This is a genomic window from Pseudomonas leptonychotis, assembly GCF_004920405.1.
GTDB lineage: Bacteria > Pseudomonadota > Gammaproteobacteria > Pseudomonadales > Pseudomonadaceae > Aquipseudomonas > Aquipseudomonas leptonychotis.
This window is the reverse complement of sequence record NZ_RFLV01000003.1, coordinates 247,987-262,714: the sequence shown is the minus strand read 5'-3', so window position 1 is coordinate 262,714 and position 14,728 is coordinate 247,987. Positions and strand designations below refer to the sequence as shown.

Genomic DNA, 14,728 nt, shown 5'->3' with positions numbered 1-14,728 from the left:
CAAAATTGAGCGATCATTCAAATTGAAGCTAAGCGTTCAATTGCAATTTATTTCGAGAGTTAAAGATGGCCCGTACGGCTCGTTTTGATCGACAAGTGGCTCTACAACGGGCCGTTGAGTTGTTTTGGTCGAGGGGGTACTACGCCTCCTCGATGAAACACATCGAAGAGGCGCTGGATATGCGTCCTGGCAGCCTCTACGCCACCTTTGGCAGCAAAAGCGGCCTGTTTAGCGAGGCGCTGGACGCCTATGCCAACCGTAGTGGTGGTGAGTTCCGCGAGATACTCGACAGCGCGCCAAGTGTTGTCGCGGGCTTGCAACGCTACCTGCAGATGCTGGCGCGCTGCTGTATGGGGCACGCACAGGCTCCGGCGCAGGCCTGCATGCTGATCAAGACCTTGCTCGAAGTGAATGCCGAAGATGCAGCCTTGCTGGCGAAGGTAGATGCCATGCTGGCTGCTATCGAGGTGCGCCTGCGTGAGGCTTTACAGCAGGCGCAGGCCAATGGCGAGTTGCGTGCGGATGTGGATTGCGCCCGCCTGGCTCGCCTGCTGCAAGCACAGATTATGGGGTTGCGCGCCTTTGCCACCCGCGACGTGCCCGATGCGCAGATTGCCGCGCTGGCTGATGACATGGCGAGCATGCTCGACAGCTTTAGCCCTTCAGCAGGCTAAGCCAGCACAAGCGTGTGTGTGCGCCCAGGCGGGCCAGTGACAGGGTGTCGGTGCCGATATGGCACTGCAGGTGCACCGCGCGCAGGCCGTTGATGTCGCCGAGGCGCGGCAGATCAAAACGCACCACTTCTGATAAGTGTTCGGGCGAGGCGATAAACAGCTGGGTCTGGTAGTCCGGCGAGGCCACATGTATGGCGGCGCGCTCATTCCAGTTGGCTTTATTCAGGGCAAACGAGTCATCCATGACGGTGTTCCTTTCAGGGTGTTGAGGAATGCTGATCCAGTGCGCTAAGAATGGCGTGCGCGGCCTTGATCCTGGCAGCGTTGGGGTAGTTCTTGTTGGCCAGTAATACCAGGCCCAGGTTCTGGCTGGGGACAAATACGGCATAGGCCCCGAAGCCGCCGGTGGAGCCGGTTTTATTGAACAGGCTGTCGCCTGGCTCAAGCTCGGGTGGCAGCAGGCGGGTAGCGGGTTGCGACTCCAGGGCCATGGCCGGGGCGTTGCCGGCCTGCAAACGCTCCAGGCTGATTGGGTAGGGGTAACGTTCCCAGCCCAGGCCCTGGGTCATTTCGCCGACGCGGTAATAACCGCTGTGGGTCATGACGATGGCACGTTGCAGGTCAGGGCTGAGGCCGGTCGGACTGAGGTTAGCCTGGACAAAACGCAGCATATCTTTGGCATTGGTTTTCACCCCGTAGGCTTCGGCGTCGAGCATCCCCGGTGTCACCCGCAGTGGCTGATTGTCTTTGCTGTAGCCGAAGGCATAGCGCGGCATCTGCGCCGACGGCACCTGGATATAGCTGTGCGACATGCCGAGCGCGGGGAACAGGGTGCCTTCCATCAGCGTGGGGAATGGCTGACCCATGCTCTTGGCCGCAAGCAGGCCAAGCAGGCCGATGCTGGGGTTGGAGTAGCGCCGCTGAGTGCCGGCGATATGCTCGGGCTGCCACTGGCGGTAATAGGCGAGCATGCTGGCCGGGTCGGTCACCTTGTCGGGAAATTGCAGCGGCAGCCCGCCGGCGGTGTAGGTGCCGAGGGCGAGCAGGCTGGCGTGTTCCAGCGGGCTGCCGCGCAGCTCGGGCCAATGCTGGCCGGCGCTGTCGATCAGGGTCAGCTTGCCGGTGGCCTGGGCCAGTGCGGCGAGGGTGGCGGTGAGCGGTTTGCTCAGTGAACCGATTTCAAACAGGGTGTCACTGGTTACCGCTTGCGGGTCGTCCAGGCGCGCCACGCCGTAATTGAAGTAGTGCGCTTGCCCATTCAGGGTGATCGCTACCGCCATGCCGGCGATGTCGTATTCCGCCATTACCGGGCGGACGTTAGCGTCCACCAGCGACTGCAACGTGTCGTCTGCTTGAGCGGCAGCGGTGAATGCGAGCGTGGTTAGCAGGGCGGGCAGGGCAATGAATGTTCTGGGCATGTCGTGAGAGATTCCTTGGGCGTGGTGTGCGCGATGTGACAGTACGGCGGGCGGTTTTATCCCAGCCCGTGTGCTCGCCATACCTTGGCTGCACTGTGATGGAGAATGCCGTGGCGGCGAGCCAGCGCTGCGCGGTCCTTGTCGTAGCCGCCGCCAATCACACCGACCACTGCAATATCGCGGCCCAGGCAGTGATTAAGTACGGCCTCGTCACGGGCGGCGATGCCAGCGTCTGTCAGGTTGAGGTAGCCGAGGGCATCGCTCTGATGCACGTCGACGCCAGCGTCGTAGAGCACGATGTCGGGTTGGTACAGCGCCAGCAGGTAATTCAGGGTGTCGTCCACCACCTGCAGATACTCAACATCGCCCATGCCGTTGGGCAGGGGTATATCCCAGTCGCTGGCAGCCTTGCGCGCCGGGTAATTGTTTTCGCAGTGCAGCGATACAGTGATCGCTTGCGGGGTGTTCTCCAGCAGGCGCGCGGTGCCGTCGCCCTGATGCACGTCGCAGTCGAAGATCAGCACGCGCTGGGCTTTACCGCTCTGCAACAGGTACTGACTGATCACCGCCAGGTCATTGAAGATGCAGAAACCTGCAGGGTGATCGTAGTGGGCATGGTGGGTGCCGCCGGCCAGGTGGCAGGCCAGGCCATGTTGCAGGGCTTGCTCGGCCGCCAGCAGCGAACCACCCACGGCGCGAATGGTGCGCTGCGCCAAGGCTTCGCTCCAGGGCAAGCCGAGGCGGCGCTGCTCATCATGGGCCAGTTCGCCACTGATAAAACGTTCGATATAAGCCGGGCAGTGGGCCAGGGCCAGCACCTCGCTTGAACAGCGTTCAGGGCGCAGCAGTTCGGCATCGATGCACAGGCCACTGTCCACCAGGTGATCGCGCAGCAGGCGGAATTTTTCCATGGGAAAGCGGTGCCCGGCCGGGAAGGGAGGGCTGTACTCGTCGTGGTAAACCAGCGGCAGCAGCATGGGGCAGGCTCGTGCGGATGTGCGCGAAGTATGGCGGCAGGCTCACTCCAGGCTCAAGCTTGGCTGTCGGTTGGCCATAATGCTGCCATTATTGTCCGCATCCATCCGGCAGATGGGCCGACAAACCGTGGCGAAGCCTTTACCATCTCGCCCCCCAGCGTTAACAGGAGAGCATGCATGAGTCAGGTGTTGAATGAGTTGGTCGCCCTGCTGACCCTGGAAACCATCGAAGAGAATCTGTTTCGCGGTGTGAGTCAGGATCTTGGTTTTCGCCAACTGTATGGCGGCCAGGTGCTGGGCCAGTGTGTGTCGGCGGCCAGCCAGACGGTGGACCCGGCGCGCCATGTGCATTCCATGCATGGTTATTTTTTGCGCCCAGGTGACGCCACCTTGCCGGTGGTTTATCAGGTCGAACGCGTGCGTGACGGAGGCAGCTTCAGCACGCGGCGGGTCACGGCGATCCAGAAAGGTAAGCCGATTTTTACCTGTAGCGCCTCGTTTCAGTCCGATGAAGAAGGCTTTCACCACCAGAACCCGATGCCGGACGTGCCGGGGCCGGAAGAGTTGAAATCGGAAACCGAGCTGGCGCGTCTGGTTGTCGACGCCTTGCCTGAGCGCATGCGTGAGCGGGCGGTGAGCGCCAAGCCGATCGAGATTCGCCCGGTGACGGTGGGCAACCCTTTTGCGCCGAAACCCAGCGAGCCGGCCAAGCATGTGTGGTTTCGTGCCGCTGGCGAGCTGCCCGATGATCCGCAGCTGCACAAGTACCTGTTGGGCTATGCCAGTGATTTCAATTTGCTGACCACCTCGATGCTGCCGCACGGCGTATCGGTGTGGCAGAAGTTTATGCAGGTCGCCAGCCTCGACCACTCGCTGTGGTTCCACGGCAACCTGCGCATGGACGACTGGCTGCTGTACAGCATGGACAGCCCCTGGGCCGGTAATGCCCGCGGTTTCTCCCGTGGCAGCATCTTCAATCGTCAGGGCCAGTTGGTTGCCTCGGTCGCGCAAGAGGGTTTGACCCGCGTGCGTGAGGACTGGAAGTGATTGGGGCGCAGGCCCTCGCCAGCGCGCGGCATTGGGTGTTCGATATGGACGGCACCCTGACGCTGGCGGTGCACGACTTTGAGGCAATTAAACGGGCGCTGGATATTCCGTTGGCTGACGACATTCTCGGCCATTTGGCTGCACTGCCCGAGGCGGTAGCAGCAGCCAAGCATGCCTGGCTGCTAGAGCATGAGCGTGAGCTGGCGCTGACCTCGCAGCCGGCACCGGGTGCGATTGAATTGGTGCGCGCGTTGCACGAACGCGGCTGCCGCCTCGGTATCCTCACCCGTAACGCACATGCGCTGGCGTTGCTCACCTTGCGCGCGATTGGCTTGGATGACTGCTTTGCCGTAGCCGATGTGATCGGCCGTGATGAAGCGCCGCCCAAGCCAGACCCGGGCGGCTTGCTGCACTTTGCCAAGACCTGGCAGGTGGCGCCCAGCGAGCTGGTGATGGTCGGTGATTACCGTTTTGACCTGGAGTGCGCTCGCGCCGCTGGCGCGCGTAGCGTGTTGGTCAACCTGACGGAAAACCCCTGGCCGGAGTTGGCCGACCATTTCGCTGTAGATTGCCGGGCATTGCAACAGGTGTTGTAGGGTGGATCGGGGCGCGTAGCTGACGCTTTTTTCATCCACCCAATGACCTCCCATTTTCAATGGATGCAGCCGGACTCCAGTTGTAGGGTGGATGGCGCTCTTTTCATCCACCACCGGGTCACAATGGGGGATGGGTGAGGCGTCATCCACCCTGCGGTTTGGCTGTTCAATGGCAGCAGCCGGACTCCAGGTCCTTGAGGATTGGGCAGTCCGGGCGATCGTTACCCTGGCAGCTGTCCATCAATTCCTTGAGCGTGTCGCGCAGGCCGCTGAGTTCACTGATCTTGCGTTCCAGTTCGCTGATGTGGGTGGCGGCCAGGGCTTTCACATCTGCACTGGCGCGTTGGCGGTCTTGCCACAGGGTCAGTAGCTGGTTGACCTCGGCCAGGGAAAAACCGAGGTCGCGTGAGCGTTTGATAAACGCCAGACGATGCAGGTCCTGCGCGTTGTACTGGCGGTAGCCGCTGTCGGTGCGGCCAGCCTCGGGCAGTAGGTCGATGCTTTCGTAGTAACGGATCATCTTGGCGCTAAGGCCGGTTTTTTTCGCAGCTTGGCCGATATTCATCGTTGTGCTCCTGCCCTGCGGCTTATTCGTGGTCCTTGGGTTTCCAGGTTTTCAACAACAACGCATTGCTCACCACGCTGACGCTGGACAGCGCCATGGCAGCGCCGGCCAGCATCGGGTTGAGTAGGCCAGCCGCCGCCAATGGAATGCCGATTAGGTTGTAGGCGAACGCCCAGAACAGGTTTTGGCGAATTTTGTTGTAAGTGCGTTTGCTGATGTCCAGGGCGTCGGCCACCAAACGCGGGTCGCCACGCATCAGGGTGATGCCGGCCGCGTGCATGGCCACATCAGTGCCGCTGCCCATGGCAATGCCGACATCGGCGGCGGCCAGGGCAGGGGCATCATTGATGCCGTCGCCAACCATGGCCACCACCGCCTCTTTCTTCAGTTCAGTGATGATCGCGGCCTTGTTCGCCGGCAGTACCTCAGCATGTGCTGCGCTGATACCCAGCGCCTGGGCCACGGCGTTGACGCTGCCTTTGTTGTCGCCACTGATCAGGTGGCTGGCGATACCTTGCGCAGTCAAGGCGGCAATGGCTTCTACCGCACCGTCCTTGAGGGTGTCGCCAAAGGCAAACAGGCCCAGTACCTGTGGTTGTGGGCTGAGCTCCATCAACCAGGACAGGGTGCGGCCTTCGGCTTCCCAGGCCAATGCTTCGGCAATCAAGGTTTGATTCTGCAACCAGTGCTCTTCCAGCAGGCGTTTGTTGCCCAGGGCCAGCTCACGCTCGCCAATCCGCCCGGCAATGCCACGCCCGGCCAGTGCTTTGCTGTCGCGCACCTCCGCCAGGGTCAGCTGCTGTTCGGCGCATTGATCGAGTACCGCCTTGGCCAGCGGGTGTTCGCTGCCGCGCTGCAGAGCGCCTGCCAGTTGCAGCAACTGTGTGGTATCACCGTCGACAGCTTGCAGGTGGGCGATGCGCGGTGAGCCGGAGGTCAGGGTGCCGGTCTTGTCGAAGGCGACCAGGCTGACCGAGTGGGCGACCTCTAACGCTTCGGCATCTTTAATCAAAATGCCATGCCGTGCCGCCACGCCAGTGCCGGCCATGATCGCGGTGGGTGTGGCCAGGCCGAGGGCGCAAGGGCAGGCAATCACCAATACAGCCACGGCGTTGAGCAGAGCGGTTTCAATTCCTGCGCCGAGCACCAGCCACGTAATTAGGGTAGCCAGGGCGATTAGCAATACGCTGGGAACGAAGATCCGGCTGACTTTATCCACCAGCTTCTGAATCGGTGCCTTGGCGGCCTGGGCGTCTTCGACCAAGCGAATAATCTTCGACAGCACGGTTTCGGCGCCCAAGGCCGTGGTTTCGATCAGTAAGCGGCCTTCGCCGTTGATGGCCCCCGCAGTTACGCTGTCTCCCGGTTGTTTGGGCTGAGGCAAGCTTTCACCACTGATCAGTGCCTCGTCGGCGTGGCTCTGGCCTTCCTGTACCAGGCCGTCGACCGGGAAGCGCTCGCCGGGCTTAACCACAATGCGGTCGCCCAACTGCAACTCGGCGAGAGCGACCCATTGTTCGCTGCCGTCTTGCAGGCGCAAGGCGCGCTCGGGGCGCAACGCCTGTAAGGCGCGAATGGCGCTGCTGGTTTGCCGTTTGGCGCGGCTTTCCAGGTACTTGCCGAGCAATATCAGGGTGATGATGACGGCTGAGGCTTCGAAATACAGGTGCGCCATAGCACCGTTTGGCGTGATGGCCCACTGATACAGGCTCAGGCCATAAGCAGCGCTGGTGCCGATGGCCACCAGTTGATCCATGTTGCCGGTTTTGCTGCGCAGTGCGCTCCAGGCCGCGCGGTAGAAGCGTGCGCCGAAGATGAACTGCACCGGTGTGGCCAGGGCAAACTGCGCCCAGGCTGGCAGCATCCAGTGCAGGCCGAAGGGGTCGACAAGCATGGGGATGACCAGTGGCAGGGTCAGGAGCACAGCCAGAAGTAGCATCCAGCGCTCGCGCTGTAGCTGTTTGGCGGCGCTGGTCGGCGTATTTTGTAGCTCACTGATCGGGGTGGCCTGATAACCGGCCTGGCGGATGGCTTGCAGCAAAGTCTGCGGGTCAGTGCCCTGGAGCACCTGCACGTGTGCGCGCTCTGTGGCCAGGTTGACGCTCACCGACATTACGCCAGGTTGTTGCGCCAGCGCGCGTTCGATACGGCCCACGCAACTGGCGCAGGTCATGCCGCTGATGGCCAGCTCCAAGCGCTCATTTGGCACCTGGTAGCCGGCGCCGCTGACAGCTGCAATCAGCTGCACCAGGCTGCCGACAGGCGCTTCGATGCGCGCCTGTTCGCTGGCCAGGTTGACACTGACGCTGCTGACGTCGGCCACTTTAGTCAGTGCATGCTCGACCCGGCCGGCGCAACTGGCGCACGTCATGCCGTTGATCGGCAGGTCAAAGGTTGTGAGATCGGTCATGCGACGCCCTCCATTGGATTTCGCAACAGCATCAACCTTTCCACCTTGGTAAGGTCAAGTGCTGCTTTTGGCGTTGCCCTTTTTTGCTGGCAACCCCTTAGAACCGGTGCGACGTCAGGTAAAAAATGCCGCCCGGTGATTTTTTATGGCTTGACCTTACCCCGCTGGCAAGGAGGACACTGTGCGCCTCAATAGGTTAATTCAGGTGATTAGTGATGCAAGCAACCAGCGTTCATACATTTCGGGTCGAAGGCATGACCTGCGATCATTGCGTAAAATCGGTAACCGAAGCGGTGTTAGCGCGCGATGCGGCCGCCGATGTCAGGGTAAAGCTGCAGGGCGGCGAGGTGACGGTGGGTAGTAGCTTGCCCAGTGATGAGCTGATTATCGCGATTGCCGAAGCAGGCTACAGCGCCGGCCTGGCCTGAGTACAAACTCACTGAGTGAGGGGCCAATCGAGGATCAGCCCGCGAAAGCAGGCATCGACCATTGGCGCGGCGTCTTGCGCTGGATTGAACAGCGTGGGGTCACGCAGCCAGTCGTGAAACAGACCGATCAATAATGCATGCACGGTTCGCGCGGCCAGGCGCGGACTGAGCCCCGGGTGCAAGCGCGCACTGACAGATGGGGCATTGAACTGCTGCTCGCAAAGATCGATAAACAGGTTAATAAAAGCTTCGTGACGTTCTTCGGCCTCGCGCAACTCTTCGGTGAACTCACAGCGGCGAAGCAGAATCGTGAAAATACGCCGCTTTTGTTCATCACGGGCCAGCCCTTCAATGGCGTCGATGCACATATCGCGCAAGGTGTGCAGGGGGTCACTGTCGGCATCGCCATGCAGGCGCTCGGCTAGCTGTTCGGGCGGCAGACGCACCTGGCTGAGCATGGCGTTGAACAGATGAGCTTTATTGGCAAAGTGCCAATACACCGCGCCACGGGTCACGCCGGCGTGTCGGGCAATATGTTCCAGGCTGGTGTGCGCCACGCCTTTTTCCAGAAACAGCGTTTCGGCGGCCTGCAGAATGGCGCAACGGGTTTTCTCGGCTTCTTCTTTGGTTCTGCGCATGGCGGTAGACGTATTTCTGACTAGGCTCAGGGGCAAAGTGTAATTAACTTAAGGCTAATGTTCTATTTACAAACACTTGTGTATGTAACTAGCATTGCCGATCTTATTTTTGTGCCTTGCGTCGTCTCGGAGAGACCCATGCTTTTTCCCCCTCGTTTCTCGGCAGCTGCCGGTTCCCTGCTGTTGGCTTTTTTGACTGCTCCGCTGTACGCCGCTGATGCACCGCCAGCACCTGAAGTGGTGGTTGAAACCGTCAAGGTTGAGGCGTTGCCGCTTGAATTCGAATACTCGGCACGTACCGCAGGCTTTCGTGAAGTGCAGGTGCGGGCCCAGGTCAGCGGCATCCTGCAAGAACGCACCTACCTTGAAGGTAGCCAGGTCAAGCAGGGTCAGGTGATGTTTCGTATCGACCCGCGCACCTACCAAGCGGCACTGAGCCGTGCCAAGGGTGCGCTGGCGCAGGAACAGGCGCGTTACCGGCAGACCGAGCGCGATCTCAAGCGCATCCGCGAATTGCAGAAGAAGGGGTTTGCCAGCGAGAGCGAGCTGGATAACGCGGTGTCCAACTTCGAGCAGAGCAAAGCCAATATCCAGGCCGCTCAAGCCGAGGTGCAGTCCAAGCAGATCGATCTCGACTACACCACGGTGAAAGCACCGATCTCCGGGATTACCAGTAAGGAAACCGTCTCCGAAGGCAGCCTGATGGTGGCCGGCGATCCGAATGCCAGCCTGTTGAGCAACATCACTCAGCTTGACCCTATTTACGTCAACTTTGCGGCCCCTGACTCGGATGTTGAGAGCGTGCGCAGCGGCCTGCAAAACGGCAGCCTGCTTCGCCCGGAAGACGGCAAGATGAGCGTGCAGATTGTTCTCGGTGACGGCAGCGTCTACCCGTTGGAAGGCAAGGTCGATTTCACCGACAGCCTGGTCGATCGCAGCACGGGTACTGTCAGTGCTCGTGCCGTGGTGCCCAACCCTAATCAAGGGTTGTTGCCGGGCCAGTTCGTGCGTGTACACGTCAAGGGCCTGAGCATGCCGAATGCGATGACGCTGCCGGAGCGTGCAATTGCACAAGGCCCGGCCGGCACCTTCGTTTATGTGGTGGATAAAGGCGATGTGGCGCGCATGCGCCAGGTCACTACCGGGCACACCGCCAAAGGCCGCTGGGTCATCATGGCCGGTATCAGTGCCGGTGACCGGGTGATCGTTGAAGGCTTGGCCAAAGTGCGACCGGATACCCCGGTAAAAGTCGCCAGCTCATCTGCGCAAAAATCCTAAGGAGCGTATTCAGTGATTTCACGCTTCTTTATCGACCGTCCGGTATTTTCCGCGGTCATCTCGATCGTCATCGTGCTGGCGGGCCTGATGGCCATGCGCGCGCTGCCGATCGCCCAGTACCCGCAAATTTTGCCGCCGCAGGTGTCGGTCAGCGCTAACTATGCCGGTGCCAGCGCTCAGGTTATCGCCGAAACCGTAGCCGCCCCCCTGGAGCAGTCGATCAACGGCGTGCAGGGCATGATCTACCAGCAGTCCAACTCAGGCGGCAGCGCCATGAGCCTGTCGGTTTACTTTGAGGTAGGCACTGATCCGGATCAGGCCACCATCGACGTTAACAACCGGGTGCAAGCCGCCCTGGCCAAGTTGCCGGAAGAAGTGCGCCGCCAGGGCGTCAAAGTGCAGAAGAAATCTTCGGACATTCTGCAGGTGGTTACTCTGTATTCGCCGGATGGTTCGCGCGACCCGATCTACATCAGCAACTATGCCTTGATCAATGTGATCGACGAGCTCAAGCGTTTGCCAGGCGTGGGCGATGTCAGCCAGTTCGGTTCGAAAGACTACTCCATGCGCATCTGGCTTCGCCCGGACAAGCTGGCGCAGTTCAATCTGACCCCGACCGATGTGGTCAATTCGATTCGCGAGCAGAACTCCCAGTTTGCCGCCGGCAGTTTCGGCCAGCAGCCGCTAAAGCAGGAACAAGATTTCACCTATACGGTGACCACCCAGGGCCGCTTTACTGACCCCAAAGAGTTCGAAAACGTCATCCTGCGTACCGATCAAACCGGTGCCAGTCTCTTGCTCAAGGATGTTGCGCGGATCGAGCTGGGGGCACAGGACTACTCGCTGATGACCTCGCTCAACGGCCAGCAGAACGCCGCTTTTGGTGTTTATCTGCAGCCCGGAGCGAATGCTCTGGATACTGCCGATGCGGTGAGCAAAACACTCGCTCGACTGTCGAAGAACTTTCCCAGTGGCATGACCTACAAAGTGCCTTACGACACCACTAAATTCGTCCGGGTATCGATCGAGGAGGTGATTCATACCTTCTTCGAAGCCTTGGTGCTGGTGGTGTTGGTGGTATTTATCTTCCTGCAGAACTGGCGTGCCACGCTGATCCCGGTGCTGGCCATTCCGGTCTCGCTGATCGGCACGTTCGCCGGCATGCACATGCTGGGTTTTTCGATCAACCTGCTGACCCTATTCGGTTTGGTGCTGGCCATCGGTATCGTGGTGGACGACGCCATTGTGGTGATCGAGAACGTTGAGCGGGTGATGGCCACCGACAAGGTAGGCCCCCGTGAAGCGACCATCAAGGCCATGGAAGAAGTGACTGGGCCGATCATCGCCATCGTGCTGGTGCTCTGCGCGGTATTCGTGCCAGTGGGCTTTCTCGGTGGCCTGGCCGGGGAGATGTATAAACAGTTCGCCATCACCATTGCCGTGTCGGTGGTGATCTCGGGCATCGTTGCCTTGACCCTGAGCCCGGCGCTGTGCGCTTTGCTGCTCAAGCCTGGGCATCACGAACCGGCTGCGCCGTTCCGCGCCTTCAATCGGTTCTTCGACAAATTGACCAACGGCTACACCGCCGGCGTGCGCTTCTTCCTCAAGCGCTCGGCGGTCGGCCTGCTGCTGTTCGGCGCGATGATCGCGGTGATGGTGCTACTGTTCAATCGGGTGCCCAGCTCGCTGGTGCCCAACGAAGACCAAGGCTATGTGATCAACGCCTACTTCCTGCCCCCAGCCGCTTCGCTGACTCGTACCGAGAAACTCACCGGTGACGTGACCCAGCAGTTGATGGCGCACCCTGCGGTGCAGGATGTGGTGACCTTTGCCGGCTTCGACGTGCTGACCTTCGGCACACGCAGCAACGCCGGGGTGTCCTTTGTGCCGCTGAAAGACTGGAGCGAGCGCACGACGCCTGAGCTGGATGCGCGCAACCTGACCCGTGAATTCATGGGCATGGGCGCGGCGCAGAAAGACGGCATGGTGATGAGTTTTAACCCGCCGCCAATTACCGGCATGAGCACCACGGGTGGTTTTGAAGGCTATATCCAAGACCGCAGCGGCGGCACCACTGCCGAGTTGGCAGTTAAGGTGCAGGCGTTTATCGCCGCCGCGGCCAAACGTCCTGAGTTGGCGGGTGTACAGAGCACCTTCAGCGCCAATGTGCCGCAGTACTACATCGACCTGGATCGCACCAAAGCCAGTGCCTTGGGCGTGCCGGTGAACGATGTATTCACTGCCATGCAGTCCACCTTCGGTAGCTACTACGTCAACGACTTTAGTCTGTATGGCCGTACCTTCCAGGTCAGCCTGCAAGCCGAGGCAGACTTCCGGCGCAAACCTGAAGACCTGTCGCAGGTTTATGTGCGCGCCTCCAGTGGTGAGCTGGTGTCGCTGGCCAGTTTGGTTAAGGTTGAGCGAATTCTCGGCCCCGATACTTACGCGCGCTTCAACGTCTATCCGGCGGCGAAGATTCTTGGCGGCCCCGCTCCAGGCTTCAGCTCGGGTCAAGCCTTGGAGGCGATTCAGCAAGTGGCTGACGAAGTGCTGGGTAACGATTACAGCATCGGTTGGACGGGGTCGGCTTTCCAGGAAGTGGCGTCCCAGGGTTCGGGCAGCAGTGCCTTTGTCTTCGGTCTGATCATGGTGTTCCTGATTCTCGCCGCGCAATACGAGCGTTGGACGCTGCCATTAGTGGTGGTCACCGCGGTGCCATTTGCGGTGTTCGGCGCGATCCTTGCGGTGTGGCTGCGCGGTATTGAGAACGACCTGTACTTCCAGGTGGGTCTGATCACACTGATCGGCCTGGCGGCGAAGAACGCCATCCTGATTGTCGAGTTCGCCGTGCTCAATCGGCAGAATGGCATGGGCATTTTCGAGTCGGCGCTGGAGGCTTCGCGCCTGCGCTTCCGTCCGATCATCATGACCTCGCTGGCCTTTATCCTCGGTGTTGTACCGTTGGCGATCAGCTCAGGCGCCGGCTCGGCCAGTCGTCACTCAATCGGTACCGGGGTGATCGGCGGCATGTTGGCGGCAACGTTCCTGGCGATCTTTATGATTCCGATGTTCTACCTGCTGGTGGAGTCACTGGCGGCCAAGATAAGCGGTGGGCCGAAGAAGGCGGCGAAGGACTCTGTTGTCTGACACGTCTGCGAGCGGAGTGTGAGCGCATTTAACACCCTGCCGGATACCAACATAACCGGAGTTGATCCGGGCTGAACCGACACCCCACAGCCTTTGGCTGGCGGGGTGTCGTCATTATTGTGAATCGATTCACCCCTTCGTCTGGATACTCATGCCGTTACGTATTTTGTTGATTCTTGGTGCATTGAGCGCGTTTGGCCCGCTGGCTATCGACTTCTATCTGCCCAGCTTCCCGGCACTGGCCCGGGCCTTTGGCACTGATGTGGAACATGTGCAGCAATCGCTGGCCGCCTACTTTATCGGCTTGGCCATTGGCCAGCTGCTCTACGGGCCGCTGGCTGACCGTTTTGGGCGACGCATGCCGTTGCTGGTCGGGTTGTTGCTGTTCAGTCTGGCGTCGTTGGCGTGCGCATTGGCACCGAGCCTGGAATGGCTGATTGCTGCACGGTTCGTGCAGGCGTTGGGCGGCTGCGCCGGGATGGTGGTGTCGCGCGCGGTGGTGCGTGATATGTGCGACCCGATCAATTCGGCCAAGGTGTTTTCCCAGTTAATGCTGGTGATGGGCCTGGCCCCGATCCTCGCCCCACTGGCGGGGGGCTTGTTGCTTAGCACCTTGGGCTGGCCTTCGATCTTTATTTGCCTGACGCTGTTCGGCCTGCTGTGCATGCTGGCGGTGGCTTTATGGCTGCCGGAGACCTTGTCGAAGGACGTGCCCGTTGCACCGTTGCGCGGCGCCCTTGGCGAGTACCGACGGTTACTGGGTGACCGACCGTTTCTCGGTAATGCGCTGACCGGTGGCTTTGCCGTGGCGGGTATGTTCGCTTACATCGCCGGCTCGCCATTTGTATTTATCGAGCTCTATGGCGTTCCGGCGGCCCACTATGGTTGGCTGTTCGGCAGCAATGCCCTGGGCTTTATTCTGGCTGCGCAGCTCAATGCCTGGCTCGTGGCGCGGCACGGCCCGAGTTATTGGTTGCGCCGCGCCGTAGGGTTCTACCTGACCTGCGGTCTGGCGTTGTTGCTGGTGGCAATCGCCAAGCCGCTGAGCCTGTGGCCATTGATGTTGCCGCTGTTTGGCTGCATCGCCTGCCTCGGTATTCTCCTGCCTAACGCCACAGCCAGCGCCATGGCTGGGCAAGGCCGCCATGCCGGCAGCGCCTCGGCGTTGCTCGGCAGCTTGCAGTTCGCCATTGCGGCCAGCGCCGCTGGACTTGTGGGCGTGCTGCATGACGGTAGCGCCTGGCCGGTAGCCGTGGTGATTTTCGCTTGCGGGGTTTTGTCGATGGGCTTCTCGCTGTTCACCCGTTGGGCCGAGCGCGGCACAACGGGCGTGCCACGTTAGCCGGCGGCGCGTTGCAGCTCGACCGGCAAGGCATGCGGTGCATTCACCCGTGCTTGTAAGGTGCTGACAAATTGGCGGGCTTCGGCTTCACTGCGCAAGGTGACACTGTGCGTGCCGAGGCGGACTTGCCAGCGGCTACCGGCGGCTGTTTTTAGCGGTTTGATCATGATGTTCATCGCCGAACCTCCTCTGTAAGAACCTGTTTCGC

13 protein-coding genes and 1 pseudogene are annotated in these 14,728 nt (G+C 60.6%); 7 read left to right on the top strand and 7 right to left on the bottom strand.

From position 1 onward, the window contains the following. Positions 1 to 65: 65 nt before the first annotated feature. On the top strand, positions 66 to 674 hold the full coding sequence (locus tag D8779_RS15515) for a TetR/AcrR family transcriptional regulator (RefSeq protein WP_136665392.1): 609 nt from the start codon (positions 66 to 68) through the stop codon (positions 672 to 674). Positions 675 to 693: 19 nt separating this feature from the next. Here the strand turns inward: D8779_RS15515 and D8779_RS15510 are convergent. From D8779_RS15510 to D8779_RS15500, 3 genes and pseudogenes are all read right to left on the bottom strand, one after another. Then, positions 694 to 918: pseudogene (locus D8779_RS15510) on the bottom strand (SAM-dependent methyltransferase); the annotation flags it as partial. 13 nt (positions 919 to 931) lie between these two features. Continuing rightward, positions 932 to 2,092 carry a class C beta-lactamase gene (ampC, locus tag D8779_RS15505; RefSeq protein WP_136665391.1) on the bottom strand — a complete coding sequence of 387 codons (1,161 nt, stop codon included), beginning with the start codon at positions 2,090 to 2,092 and terminating at the stop codon, positions 932 to 934. Positions 2,093 to 2,148: 56 nt separating this feature from the next. Further along, on the bottom strand, positions 2,149 to 3,069 hold the full coding sequence (locus tag D8779_RS15500; protein ID WP_136665390.1) for a histone deacetylase family protein: 921 nt from the start codon (positions 3,067 to 3,069) through the stop codon (positions 2,149 to 2,151). Between the two features lie 177 nt (positions 3,070 to 3,246). Here D8779_RS15500 and tesB point away from each other — a divergent pair, with 177 nt between their 5' ends. After that, a complete protein-coding gene (tesB, locus tag D8779_RS15495; protein WP_136665389.1) occupies positions 3,247 to 4,116 on the top strand; it encodes an acyl-CoA thioesterase II in 870 nt (289 codons plus the stop codon). Beyond that, on the top strand, positions 4,113 to 4,712 hold the full coding sequence (locus D8779_RS15490) for an HAD family hydrolase (RefSeq protein WP_276605890.1): 600 nt from the start codon (positions 4,113 to 4,115) through the stop codon (positions 4,710 to 4,712). The genes tesB and D8779_RS15490 overlap by 4 nt, the downstream gene beginning before the upstream one ends. Positions 4,713 to 4,878: 166 nt before the next feature. Here the strand turns inward: D8779_RS15490 and cueR are convergent, their stop codons facing one another. Continuing rightward, a complete protein-coding gene (gene cueR, locus D8779_RS15485) occupies positions 4,879 to 5,277 on the bottom strand; it encodes a Cu(I)-responsive transcriptional regulator (RefSeq protein WP_136665388.1) in 399 nt (132 codons plus the stop codon). A 22-nt stretch (positions 5,278 to 5,299) separates the two neighbouring features. Beyond that, positions 5,300 to 7,687, bottom strand: a complete 2,388-nt coding sequence (locus tag D8779_RS15480) for a heavy metal translocating P-type ATPase (RefSeq protein WP_136665387.1) — start codon at positions 7,685 to 7,687, stop codon at positions 5,300 to 5,302. Positions 7,688 to 7,902: 215 nt separating this feature from the next. On the opposite strand from D8779_RS15480, the gene D8779_RS15475 reads away from it, so the two are divergent. Next, positions 7,903 to 8,115, top strand: coding sequence for a heavy-metal-associated domain-containing protein (locus D8779_RS15475; RefSeq protein ID WP_136665386.1), 213 nt, complete (start codon positions 7,903 to 7,905; stop codon positions 8,113 to 8,115). Positions 8,116 to 8,123: 8 nt separating this feature from the next. Here the strand turns inward: D8779_RS15475 and D8779_RS15470 are convergent, their stop codons facing one another. Then, positions 8,124 to 8,753: a TetR family transcriptional regulator gene (locus tag D8779_RS15470; RefSeq protein ID WP_136665385.1), complete on the bottom strand. Its 630-nt coding sequence runs from the start codon at positions 8,751 to 8,753 to the stop codon at positions 8,124 to 8,126. A 138-nt stretch (positions 8,754 to 8,891) separates the two neighbouring features. Between D8779_RS15470 and D8779_RS15465 the strand changes: the two genes are divergently transcribed. From D8779_RS15465 to D8779_RS15455, 3 genes are all read left to right on the top strand, one after another. Then, positions 8,892 to 10,031: an efflux RND transporter periplasmic adaptor subunit gene (locus D8779_RS15465; protein WP_136665384.1), complete on the top strand. Its 1,140-nt coding sequence runs from the start codon at positions 8,892 to 8,894 to the stop codon at positions 10,029 to 10,031. 12 nt (positions 10,032 to 10,043) lie between these two features. Further along, entirely contained in the window at positions 10,044 to 13,178 is a 3,135-nt protein-coding gene (locus tag D8779_RS15460) for an efflux RND transporter permease subunit (protein ID WP_136665383.1), read from the top strand. A 151-nt stretch (positions 13,179 to 13,329) separates the two neighbouring features. Next, on the top strand, positions 13,330 to 14,520 hold the full coding sequence (locus tag D8779_RS15455; protein ID WP_136665382.1) for a Bcr/CflA family multidrug efflux MFS transporter: 1,191 nt from the start codon (positions 13,330 to 13,332) through the stop codon (positions 14,518 to 14,520). On the opposite strand, the gene D8779_RS15450 is transcribed toward D8779_RS15455, so the two are convergent. After that, the gene (locus tag D8779_RS15450; protein ID WP_136665381.1) at positions 14,517 to 14,696 is read right to left on the bottom strand and encodes a hypothetical protein; all 180 of its coding nucleotides are present in this window, start codon (positions 14,694 to 14,696) and stop codon (positions 14,517 to 14,519) included. The genes D8779_RS15455 and D8779_RS15450 overlap by 4 nt on opposite strands. Positions 14,697 to 14,728: the final 32 nt, after the last annotated feature.